Origin of the sequence: Parabacteroides bouchesdurhonensis (assembly GCF_900186615.1) — a bacterium.
GTDB classification, from domain to species: domain Bacteria; phylum Bacteroidota; class Bacteroidia; order Bacteroidales; family Tannerellaceae; genus Parabacteroides; species Parabacteroides bouchesdurhonensis.
The window spans coordinates 1,534,665-1,547,263 of sequence record NZ_LT896588.1 but is presented as its reverse complement, the minus strand read 5'-3'; the positions used below and the strand labels follow the sequence as shown (position 1 = coordinate 1,547,263).

General features: G+C 38.7%; 7 protein-coding genes and 2 pseudogenes. 2 read left to right on the top strand and 7 right to left on the bottom strand.

Going from position 1 to position 12,599, the window contains the following annotated elements; all coding sequences use genetic code 11:
• Positions 1–458: 458 nt before the first annotated feature.
• The 5 genes and pseudogenes from C1721_RS06685 to C1721_RS06670 form a co-directional block, all read right to left on the bottom strand.
• On the bottom strand, positions 459–1,379 hold the full coding sequence (locus tag C1721_RS06685) for a tyrosine-type recombinase/integrase (protein WP_102407674.1): 921 nt from the start codon (positions 1,377–1,379) through the stop codon (positions 459–461).
• 139 nt (positions 1,380–1,518) lie between these two features.
• Positions 1,519–1,644: pseudogene (locus C1721_RS16300) on the bottom strand (helix-turn-helix domain-containing protein); the annotation flags it as partial.
• Between the two features lie 310 nt (positions 1,645–1,954).
• Positions 1,955–2,206: pseudogene (locus C1721_RS06680) on the bottom strand (virulence RhuM family protein); the annotation flags it as partial.
• A gap of 81 nt (positions 2,207–2,287) precedes the next feature.
• Positions 2,288–2,881 (bottom strand): hypothetical protein, encoded by a 594-nt coding sequence (locus tag C1721_RS06675; protein ID WP_159063552.1) that lies wholly within the window; start codon positions 2,879–2,881, stop codon positions 2,288–2,290.
• 86 nt (positions 2,882–2,967) lie between these two features.
• The gene (locus C1721_RS06670; RefSeq protein WP_102407672.1) at positions 2,968–5,964 is read right to left on the bottom strand and encodes an Eco57I restriction-modification methylase domain-containing protein; all 2,997 of its coding nucleotides are present in this window, start codon (positions 5,962–5,964) and stop codon (positions 2,968–2,970) included.
• A gap of 194 nt (positions 5,965–6,158) precedes the next feature.
• On the opposite strand from C1721_RS06670, the gene C1721_RS06665 reads away from it, so the two are divergent.
• Positions 6,159–8,210, top strand: coding sequence for an alpha-L-fucosidase (locus tag C1721_RS06665; RefSeq protein WP_102407671.1), 2,052 nt, complete (start codon positions 6,159–6,161; stop codon positions 8,208–8,210).
• A gap of 568 nt (positions 8,211–8,778) precedes the next feature.
• Here C1721_RS06665 and C1721_RS06660 read toward each other — a convergent pair.
• Positions 8,779–9,627 carry a LytR/AlgR family response regulator transcription factor gene (locus C1721_RS06660; RefSeq protein ID WP_102409289.1) on the bottom strand — a complete coding sequence of 283 codons (849 nt, stop codon included), beginning with the start codon at positions 9,625–9,627 and terminating at the stop codon, positions 8,779–8,781.
• Between the two features lie 176 nt (positions 9,628–9,803).
• On the opposite strand from C1721_RS06660, the gene C1721_RS06655 reads away from it, so the two are divergent.
• Complete coding sequence (locus C1721_RS06655; RefSeq protein ID WP_102407670.1) at positions 9,804–10,949, top strand: DUF6051 family protein; 1,146 nt, start codon at positions 9,804–9,806, stop codon at positions 10,947–10,949.
• Positions 10,950–10,954: 5 nt separating this feature from the next.
• Here the strand turns inward: C1721_RS06655 and C1721_RS06650 are convergent, their stop codons facing one another.
• Entirely contained in the window at positions 10,955–12,586 is a 1,632-nt protein-coding gene (locus C1721_RS06650) for a SusD/RagB family nutrient-binding outer membrane lipoprotein (protein ID WP_102407669.1), read from the bottom strand.
• Positions 12,587–12,599: the final 13 nt, after the last annotated feature.

Genomic DNA, 12,599 nt, shown 5'->3' with positions numbered 1-12,599 from the left:
CCTTTTTCCCCGTCCGTTAACCCTTATTTATGAAATAAGGTACGGGGCGGATAAAAAGACGAAAAAAAAGGAATTCCACAGGAAGAAAATGGTTACAGTTCTCCCGGCAAGGAGAAAACTGGAAAAAGTCCGTTATAAAACCCGTTTCAGGAGGTAAAGAAACCGCCGTTATTATGTAAAAGGGAGTTAATTTTCATAGCGCCCAAACATGTCACACCCTTCAAACAGGGATATAAGACTTTTTTACTAAATAAGAGAACACATCCATAAAAAAACATATATTAATAGCAATAGAATAGAGGGAAGGCTCTTAAAAGGGCATTCATTTTTATAATATTAGATTTTGTTTATAACAAATTATTATTAACTTTGTCGCGAGTTAGCTTGATTTGTCTGTTTTTTCAACAAATACAAAGCGACTTTCCCAAGCCCCCGTACCTTATTTCATAAATAAGGGTTCAAGCTCTCTTCAAAAGCAATTCATCCACATGCCCTGAAACCCGTTTATTCGCCGCGCTGATTTCCATCGGATCAAGTCGCGCCAGATAGGTACGCGTCATTTTTTCCGAAGTATGTCCCAGGGCCTGGCTGATAACCGAGATGTCGACATGCTGGCGGTAAGCCGCCGAAGCCCAGGTGTGGCGGATGGTGTAAGACGTAAATTTCTCCTGCAACCCCAAACGTACGCCGATTACTTTTAAAGACGCGTTATACTGCCGGAGCAGCCTTTTATAGTCCGCATACGTGGAACTTTCACGAAGAACAGGGAAAAGATAAACCGAATGCGCATTGGCATATTTCCCCATCAGGCGCTTCATCCCCTCCGTCAGTTCAAGCTCTATCAGCGTGCCGGTCTTCCGCCGACGGTACGACAGCAGCTTGCCGTCGCGGATATTCTCCCTCGTCAGGTGAACCAGATCGACAAAAGGCATACCGCAGGCTGTAAACGAAAACAAAGCGAGGTCCGCCGCCACCGACAAACCTGTTCCCTCCGGCAACTCCATACCTGCCAAAGCCCCCATCGCCACCACCGGAACAGAACGTTTCTCCGTCTCCTCCCGCCTTAGTTTCAACCCGTAGAACGGATAGTCGGCCGGACACCTGCTGTTCGATTCACGCAGGCAGCGGTTATACATCGCCCTGAGGTTGCTGATATAACTATTCACCGTATTGACGCGCAACCCTTCCGCATGCAGCCACTCCATAAAACCCGCGACCAGCGAGACCGTAACATCCTTCACCATCACACATTCCTTACCCGAATAGCACAGCAGCCGGTTGCGCACAGCCCTGTACAAGTCCGCCGTACTCTCCGCCCCCCGTCTCCTCTTTACCCGCTCCTGCAACCGCATCGACGCCGTAAAATCCTTCTTTAGCATAACTCTTTTCCTTTCTTTTAGTTCTACAAGAACAAATCTACAACAGAATACGCAAGGGGGAAGTTATAAATTTTCTTATATCTATCTGGCGGATAGATATAAATTATGTTTTGTCCGAAAAGATACAGTTTTTGCAACAGGTTTCCTTTCCTTGTTCAAGGTCACGAACAAAGCGCAGCCCGACCCTCGACTTCAACGATAGTTCTTCTTGCGTTAGATCATACTGCTTTCGCAATATCTTGACTGTGGCGGACAAATTATTCACAAGCTTTCATATTATATCAGAAAAGGTATAATTTATTTATATCAGATAGAATTATATCAAATAGGGTATAATACTAGAAGATTTTGAGCCTAGAAGAAGTGCAAATCCAAGAAAGGCACTACTGTCATACATAGCCTTGTAAGAGCTGTTAGCACCCATAGTTTTATATTTTGCCACAAAATTGCTATTTTTTTGTGGCAAATAATGGCCTTTGTGGAGTTATTCACAAGGATTTGGTTCATTTTATTCATTACAACAGCTTTTTAAGTTCTTCCATATCCGGTAGTGCTTTTCTCAATCGTTCAGGCATATCCGTCGCGGTCTTTACCTGACGACTTCCCTCCTGCCGAACTAACAAGAATTTCTTGTTAGTTGCCTCCAGGGCAAGTTCACCATCTTTATAAATATTATCCACATGTTGGCTAATATTCTGTTGAGTAGTACAATATATTTCTGCCAACTGATTTTGTGTCAGCCACAAATCCTCATCAGCAAAGCGCACTGACACACGAGTTATTTCGTTATCATCTTGATAGAGTATAATTTTATTTTCTTCTTTCATTAGTCTATTTTTCTTCTTTATAGAATAACTGATAGTGTATTGCTTCTTGCTGATAGGCTAAATTGGATTCAAAGGTTAGTTTTATTGGATATTCTTTGAAAAGTCAAACATTAGATGATATAAAGTTAATTCATTTCCGGAACGATAAGTATGTCTTGATACATAGGAATGAGAATATCCATTAGCAAAATTCTCATATTGTATTTGCTGTGTTGCATTTGCATTAACTGACTGTCCTTGGGCATTGACAAAATTTGTATTCAACATCGAATTTATATTATTCACAATGTCCTTTTGTATATTCACCGGTTCTACAAGAAAACCGAACATTGCACTACAACCAAAATACGAAGAATAATATCCGGTAGAAAACCTGCATATTCCATTCTTTACATATTCCGCATTCAATCCTGTTGTTCCACTAAAGTTAGTTGTATTTAACCTTTTACATTCAATAATATAATAAGCTTTATCGTTTACATATTCATCCTTAGTTGGGAGAATACGAATATCCACTCTTCCTGTGATTTCTGGTATTTCCTTATCAAAAATCAAATGCTTTAATTCGTTTTTTACTTTAAAGTCATAGTCTTTTAAATATTTCAGAAACTCATCCCTAATCAAGTTTTCATCGTTTGCTAAGTTTATACCAGAGTTCAAAATCGTATTATACACAACGACACATTTTGTCAGAATAAATTCAAAATTTGAATCTTTTCGAGTTTGCGAATACTTGAAAGAAGACGCATCTAATATGTTTATCATTCCCTATTCCTCCCCACACTTAACATTGCGTCATCAAATTCATTAACATCTAAATGTGCAACTGCCTTGTGCCATAAACGTTTTTCATTTGGCTTGAAAATATAAAAGTATTCCTTTTCAAATCCCCGGACATCCTTTTGTACAAATAATGCATCAGTCAATTTCTCAGAGGTTAGTGCTATAATAATAGGTAATAAGTTTTCATTATCAGAGGTAAAAACGACCTCATCAATAAACATACTCTCATCAATTACTTTAAAATACATTCCTATAACTTGTCTAGAGTATAAAATTTCAACCATAAAACGCTTCCCATTCCTATTAAAGCTATTAGCAAAACGGTCTATATACACTTGGGCATATTCTTTTAAAAGCGAATCGTTTTGCCTTATCATACTAAACACTTCTTCATAGCCTTTCGGTCTTATAGCCATGGGGATAGATATACTTGAAGCATAATCAATTAAACATAATTCTAAATCAGAGCAATTCATCTTTTTATAAATAAGCCTATTGATATCCTCATATAAATTTAACCCTTGTTGTTCAATGTAAACATCCGACATTGCAGAGGAATGATATTCGTTTATTACAACTTCCATTTTCTCAACCGCGAGGTTAAGGTCTTGAATATAAGGTAATGAAAGTTTTTCTCTATCATGAGTATGCTCACGTTCTATGCCCGAAGAGCTGAATGTTAACAAGTTTTGATATGCCGCTAAAGATGAATTAAGCAACCCCATAATATTACGTAATACGGAATAACTGTTATTCCCATTTTTACTGACTATTGCAGTGATTGAATCGTTATAAATTGCATCGGTGTAACATATTGCAGTAACTGATTTCAAATTTGGAAGCACGCCATCTTTCATTATCAGAAATGGAGCTTTATATATTGCAGTATTAATTATCTGTTTTTCTCTATAAATATATCCGACATTATTTTTATCCCATTCGTCAAAGTCATTGGGACTATAATACTGTTCTATATTTTTGTTTTTTATTAAATTCCATCCTTTAAGCTCTTTTGTGTCAATTTTTTTACTGCCATCTTTCTCCTTATAACCTTGTTTAACATAATAATCTGTTTTTATTGTTTCCAATATGGTTTTATATGACTTTAATCGTTTTATAAAAACAAAGTCTAAATAAGAACCATAGACCAACACTTTCCAAAGCCAATCATATTTTTTTAATCTGTCTTGCTGAATCTTTTGAATATCACTTCTTGTTAAACTAAAGATTTTGAATAAAGAAAAAAAACGACTTGGCTTTAATGCAATATGTTCCATTATGTTACAATCTGTCAATTCCCCATTTGAACTCCTGTAAAATAATACACAAGCAGGTGCAATAGCAGAATCATTAGATTTATTGAAGACTTCTTTTCGAACCGAAGCTAATTCAAAGACTTGATTGATAAACAAATTATCAAGTATGAAAGTACGGAATTTATTACTATTGAGATTATATAACACTTTACTAACAAGAATCAATGCACATTGTGTTCTGGAATTAGTAAAATCAAGAGTTCGAAAAACAAAGGCTTGAGCTAATTCTTTATTTCCAACCTTATCTAAATATCCTTTTTGCTTTAAATACTTTTCGCAACAAGAATTCTTTTTTACTCCACCCCTTTTCCAAGGAGGATTACCTATTATGTAGTCAAAATGAACCCTTTTATCTTCCAAGGCTTTCAAATCCTTATTATCCAGATTAAAAGTATCACTACAAATAAAGTTCGTTCCTATCAAATTGGGAAATTTAAATTTCCCGATATCAGCAGGTTTTTGATAATCAAGTAACGTTAAATAAACGGAAAATATAGCGACTTGTATTGCGCTCGGATCTTTGTCTATGCCAAAAATATTATTTTGAGCTATATTCTTTAATGCTTGTCTGAAATCATCTGTATTAGTATCCGTTATTTCATTGATCGCTATGTACTTTTCTATGATTTTTCGTAATGATTCAACCAAAAATATTCCGGATCCACAAGCCGGGTCTAGAACTTTACAATTATAATCATTTGATTCATTTAATTTTTTTCCTATCGTTTCAGATACAATATAATCAACTAAAAAAGTAGGTGTATAATAAGCACCTTCATCCTCTTGATTTTCTTTTCCAATAAATTTCTCATACATATTGCTGATAAACTCTATTGGCAGAATAGAAAAATCATATATATCAAATAAAGATTGTTGTCCCGTCAAGATTTCTTCACTTCGCAACAATCTGATAAGAACATCTAGTGCATCTTGGCCTATTGTATTGAACTCACTCTCACTTAGACGAAACATATCTCCATTAAAACCCATATCTTTATTTTCTATATGCCGTATAAAAGCGATAAATTCATCTCTTTTACTTAAACAATTACATAAATCTTCATTACTCCATAGTTCTTTCTCTTGATAGTTAAGCCTAACGTGACGATCTATAAGATACCTGAAAAAGATTATTTTGCCCAATAGGGCATTTGCCGTTGTTTGGGCTAAGCCTTTTTCCTTCAAGAGTTTTTGTACAGCTTCAATATTCTCCAATAAGCGATAATCAACTCTGTTTTTATGATTTATATCATCATTATACTTTTCCCATGTTTTGCCGGTTACTAACTCAAAATAACTAAAATCATTTAAAGTTTCATTTCCGCCCAACTTATTCAATAATTGTCTATTTTCATCAATAGCAAAACCATTGAATATTTCAACTACATTGTTTTCAACAATAATAGCGATTGGGGATTCATTGAAGTTCCAGATAGCTTGATGTAGAGCCTTTCTATCTTGGGGATCTTTAAAAAACAGAATAAGAGGTTTGTTGTCGAAACAGAAGAAAGCATCTAAAGTCCTTAATAATTCATTTTCTTCCAGCAAACGACAGACACGACTTGGAAGCACTACCTTTTTTTTCCAGTTCTTATCTGACAACCGTATAAGGCAATCATCTGTGAATGAGAGTTTATCATATACTTCTTGTAAGTCCATCTATATTCCTCCTTATATCGTCTTAAATTCAATACTCACATCACGCATTTGTAGGACAGTGTTGGTTTTCCATTTTAACGAGCGAAGATAGCGATAAATCTTAATAAGGCAGACACTATCTTCCCATTATTTTAATTTCGACGATAGATTTCTTTATAGTATCTTTGTCCATCATAATCTAACACCGTTTAATAATGAAACACTTAAACACCTGCTTTATCTTAGGATTGGGGTTGCTGCTTGCTTCATGCAAAGACACGCCTGCACCAACGCCTGTTCTTCCTGTCCCGACACCGGCACAAGTGGCATGGCACAAAATGGAAACGTATGCGTTCGTTCACTTCGGGCTGAACACTTTTAATGATCTGGAATGGGGATATGGAAATACTCCCGCTTCTACCTTCAATCCTACCGACCTTGATTGCGACCAATGGGTACGTACAATCAAGGCTGCCGGATTAAAAGGGGTCATTTTAACGGCAAAACATCATGACGGATTTTGTTTATGGCCTACGGAGACAACCGAATACAGCATAAAGAATTCTCCCTGGAAAAACGGGCAAGGCGATATGGTTAGAGAATTGTCTGACGCCTGCCGCAAATATGGCCTTAAGTTCGGCATATATCTTTCGCCCTGGGACAGAAACAGTGCCAATTACGGCACTCCAGACTATGTAAAAAAATTCCATGCCCAGATGCACGAACTGGTAAGCAACTACGGACCTTTATTTGAATATTGGTTCGATGGGGCAAACGGAGGTAACGGCTGGTATGGCGGGGCTGACGAAACCCGCTCCATCGATCCTGCAACTTATTATAAATATGAAGAGGCGCGAGACACGATCAAAGCGTATCATCCGGATGTAATGATATTTGGAGGAACCGTACCCGACATTCGTTGGATAGGCAATGAAGAAGGATGGGCCGGCGATACGCAGTGGTGTCCTTATTCGTATGACAAAGAGACGAACTACCGGCAAAGCCAATGGGGCATGGAAGATGGTGACAAGTGGCTGGGAGGAGAATGCGACGTGTCTATTCGTCCGGGATGGTTCTATCACTCCCGTGAAGACCATCAAGTAAAATCATTGGCTAAACTGGTCGATTTGTATTATCGCAGTGTAGGACATAATGCAAATTTCCTGCTGAACTTCCCGGTAGCCTTGAGCGGAAAGATAAGTCCGCAAGACTCCGTCAGGGCGGTAGAATGGTATCAAACAATCCAAAACGATTTGAAAACAAACTTACTGAAAGGCTGTTATGCAGAAGCGAGCAATACACGCGGACGAAAGTTTTGCGCTCATAATGCAACCGATGGGAATTGGGATTCGTACTGGTCTACGGAAGACGGCATTCACAACGGTTCGCTCACTTTCACGCTCACCAAGCTTTCGGAACTAAATCGTATCCTGATACAAGAGTATATCCCATTAGGGCAGCGTGTACGTTCATTTAATATAGAATATGAACAAAACGGCCATTGGATGCCGGTTGAACCTATCAATTCTACTACCACAGTAGGTTACAAACGCATCGTACGTTTCCCGACTGTAAAGACAGAAAAAATACGTATCAACTTCACAGATGCCCGCGGTCCTCTTTGTATTAATAATGTAGAGGCATTTTTAGCTCCGGCAATAATAACAGAGCCCGTTATTTCCCGCAACTTAAAGGATGAAATAACCATTCAAGCCGGAGACCAAGGGTCGGAAATACACTATACAACAGACGGAACAGAGCCGACCAAAGACTCTCCATTCTATAAAGCTCCTTTTTCTTTTGCACAAAAAGGGACAGTAAAAGCGATTGCGTATGATGCAACTTTCCAGAAGAGCAGCCCGGTTTCCTCCAGAAATTTCGATATTCCGTCGTACAGTTATACAGTGATCTTCCCTAAAGAAGAAAATACATCCCATATGTTTGATGGAAATGGTTACACCGCCTACTATCTGCCCAAAGGGAAACAAGAATTAATAATCCGGCTGGACAAAGAGTATGCAATAAGAGGATTCTTATATACTCCCAATCAGGAACGTGATGCCGGCGGACATATTTCCAACTACCAATTGCTCATAGATAACAAAAAAGTAGCCGAAGGTGAGTTTTCCAACATCAAAGCCAATCCCATTGAACAGGAAGTCTATTTTCCCGTTGTAAAAGGGCAACAAGTCAAATTGGTTGTTACGCGGATCATAGACAACCAAAAACAAGCCGGCATAGGAGAGTTCTCTCTCATCACCGAATAAATACCGATATATCAAAATAACATCAAAAGGGCGTATATCTATCCATTAAGACAGATATACGCCTTTTTTCGTAACCAGCACTTTCTCTTCAAATGAGCTTCCACAGACAAATAATACACATTATTTAACAAATGAATTTCTTTTACAGCTAAAAAAAGAACATCCCGATGTTTTTAAAAATTCATCCGGAAGAAAATAAAAAAACATCCGGGAGTTTTTTCAACCGGATCAAGATATAAAAAATGTTAAGCAGGATTTCTTTTCCGGGAAAAACAGCTGTTTTTCTATCGTTCAAAACGCTTTTTTTACGCTGGTTCGTTCAAAACGGCAACCATATTCGGATTACCTTTTCGACAAATAAAGACAAGCACATCTTTCTATTTACCACAAAAACAGGTTATCCTGATCTTTTAAACAAGAGATATGCGACATTATTCAATTTATAACAATTCCCAACTTCTCAGGAATACACTATTTTCACAGACGCCAGCCCCCAATAGAGACAAAGCCAGCCTTGAAGAGGTTAATTATCAAAATGTAAATTAGCAATAGAAGGGTTAGTAACAAACTAAGACGAGTAAGTCATAAACCAATTTGTTACTTTACCGCTATATGTTTTAGAAATCGGAATGTCCGGAACTTTCTCCACGTCCATTTCGAGATAAATTCCATCTTTCTCCCGGCGAAGCACCTTTACCTGATCAAAATTGACCATATAAGAACGATGGCAACGCAAGACATTCGTATCGGCAAGGCTTTCTTCGATTGCTTTTAAAGAGTTGCGCAACATAAATTTGGTCAGCTGCCCTTTATTAAGATACCAGATACAAACGTAATTATCGGCCGATTCCAGATACAGCAGGTTACTCCGTTTCACTGACAAGCGAAGTTCGTTTTTTTCATCGTAGAAAGAAAACACATTTTGCTTCATGGCCGCTTCCGCACGACCTTCTTCAAGCAGACGTAACTGACGCGTTTTTTCCTGATAGGAAAAATACAGATGCAGTACAGAATAAGGCAACAACAAAACAAGGCTTGTATTGATAGCCGATTCTTTAAAAACGGCCAGGTATTCACGTTCCGGATTCAACACCAAAGTATATATCGTATAAAATAATGACATGAAAAATATCTCGAGCAGTATCCAAAGAGCATAACCGGCCATCGTTACCCCGTGCCGCTTACCCCAAAAATACATCACGATACGGCTTATCACAACGACCAGCACGCCCGTCAGAATAATCAGACTAGAGAAGAGGAAAAACTTAAATTCGGAAACCTGATACCAACTGGAAGAACTGAACGGCTTATAAATATTAATAAAGACCAAAGCAAAAAGAGCCGTAAGCAAAATGAGACGAACAATATTTTTCTTCTGATAAATATATTCCGGTATCATATAGTCTCGTACACTCATAATACTTTTTATCTTTATATTTTGGAACAAATGTACAACAATCTCCATTTTTTTCGCCCCATATAACAATATTTTACCCCTAAATATGACATTATGCCCCTTACAGGGTGTGATAAAACCATTTATTTTGACGGTTTGTTTTTCTATTGTTTGTTTGCAATAAAAAACAAGCAGCTATGGATATTTTACAACGCACACAAGAATTATGTAATCTGTTTTCTTATGACAAAAAGGTAAAACCAGAGGGTAGCCAGCTGGAAATTATACCTTTTCGTTTCACACAGATTACCGGAGAGAGTGAAATAGACGAAATCCAGCGAGCGCTCTCACCAACCGAATTCTGTCCGACAACAGACGATCATATACAAGAAAATAAATCATTTACATACACCGTATTTACTCCTTCGGGAAAAGAAAAGAGAGATAAAGCAATTATCCTTTTACATGGATTAAATGAACGAAGCTGGGAAAAGTACTTAGCTTGGGCTGAATATCTTGCCGATGAAACGGGAAAACCGGTTATTCTTTTTCCCATCGCATTTCACATGAACCGTACGCCAAGCCTTTGGTACAATCCCCGGGCCATATTACCGTGGGTAACCAAGCGAAAAGAAGAAGTAAAAAACATCAGTAACTCGACCTTTGCCAATGTGGCTCTCAGCAGCCGGCTTTCCAGCAACCCGCTGCGGTTCTACATTTCAGGACGTGAATCCGTATATAATATATGGCAACTGGTACATGAGATAAAAAACGGCCAACATCCGTTATTCAAAGAAGATACATCTGTCAATTTATTTGCTTATTCCATCGGGGCTATGTTATCGCAAGTATTGCTTCTATCCAATCCGGACCAGCTGTTCAAGGACTCTCGCTTATTTATGTTTTGCGGAGGTTCTATTTTCAGTGAAATGGACGGTAACGCGCGTGATATTATGGATAAAGAAGCTTTTGACCGGTTACGCCACTATTTCCGGCATGATTTTCTGGAAAACCGGACGTCAGCCGACCTTCTAAAAAGTGATTTCCTTGAAAGAGCATTCAAAGCAATGATCCGTAAAGATGTATTACAAGATTACCGGGAGTCATTTTTCCAACGCGCCTGTAACCGTATCCGTGCCATATCTCTAAAAAAAGATATCGTTATGCCTACCAACGGTATTATAGAAGCGTTAGGGAAAGTTTCCGGGAAAATACTTGAAGAACTGGATTTTCCTTTTAAATATTCCCATCAGATTCCGTTTCCCTTACATTCCAAAACAGACTCCGATTCAATTAACCGGGCGTTCAATTCCGTCTTTTACAAAGCAGCCGCCTTTTTATAAACGAATCAAAAGTTCCGGCCGGTATCCCACCATAAACGGGCGCCGGCGCTATCTTCCCCACCTAAAACCCGTACCAATGCCTGATATTGTTCAGGGTCAGTATCAGCCAGTTCTGCCGGGAAATTAAGACGACGGATCATAATCTCCGTATCAATACTGCCATTCCGGCTATTATTAAAACGAACAGGGAAAAGTCTGGGATAACCGGTTCGTCGTTGTTCCGCCCAAGCCTCGCATCCTTCGGGAAATACCGCCAGCCATTTTTGCGTTATGATCTTTTCCAGTTTTTCCTCATTAGATGCAGTTTCCAACCAGCGAGGCGATACTTTACAACGAGCTTCTATATTGTTGTTCGGATCAAAAGCATCTATATAATCGGCGCCAATCCGGTCACTATCCAAATAGCCGTCTACTTCACCCATCGCTCTCCATTGCTGGAAAGAAACATTCACTCCCTGGCGATAACAAGCTTCCACATTCTCACCTGTCCATCCTCTCAGAGCAGCTTCCGCCCGGAGAAACCACACTTCTGCCGCCGTCATCAGGATAGCATCCGTAGTTTGATTTACATATATTTTTGAGTGCGAGGCATATAATAAGTGGGAAAAGCAAGTCCCCTGACGAATTCCTTTATATTTACCTTTCAGGTTTACGACCTTTTTTTCTCCGTTCTCCCCGATCATGGAAACATCGTCCGGACATGGCTCAAAAAACACCTCTCGCCGGGGATCTTCATAGCCATTTAAAATCGACTCCATAGAAGCGTTCATAAATGCTTCATTCCATACCCGGTTAATTTCGCCCAAAGGATTTTGATAACTGTCCCTTGTAGAAACGGCAACCTGCTCATTGGCAAGTTCAAAAACGCCATAAGGATCATTTAACGCTTTCACAAACTCGGTACGCGCCTTTTGAGGATCGGCCATAGCGATCCGGATAGCCAGACGCATACGCAACGAATTGGCAAATTTTATCCACGATTGATATTTACCGTCCAAAATAATATCCATCGTAGCAATATCAGGCGCCGTACTTTCCGTACTTAAATGTTCAGCAAGTAAGTCTACGGCAATATCCAAATCATCAAAAAAGGTGTAATAAGCTTCCTGTTGCGTGTCCGGCATAAATTCACCACTGGGATCACCAAATGAGGAATAGACAATAGGGCCGTAATAATCGGAAATACGATGCATTACCTCTACTTTCAGAATTTTAGCCAACGCGTGAATGGTGGGATATTGTAGTTTTGTAGAATCTTCCAGCTTCTTTATCTGAGGGAAAATATAAGCATAAGTATATCCCCAATTTGTACCGTTCCAGCCATCTTGCAGATTATAGTCAGAATTGCTAGACCCTCCATTAAGCGGTTTATAGTCATGCATATATCCGCTAAACATATCGGCATTCAGATTCTGCATCATCTGAAAAGGCCAGTTTTTGCCTTTACCGAAATCATAATTGAAATAAATACCTTGCTGTATGATACCCAAGGGGATTTGCAGATTTTTAAAATCAATGTTCATATCCTCTTCGGTAATTCCGGACTGGTCGGTATTGATATCCTGGAAATTCTTCGTACATGCAAAAAGCATACACATCGCCAAAATGCAAAATATGATATGACCCTTATTACGCATATATATTCTATCT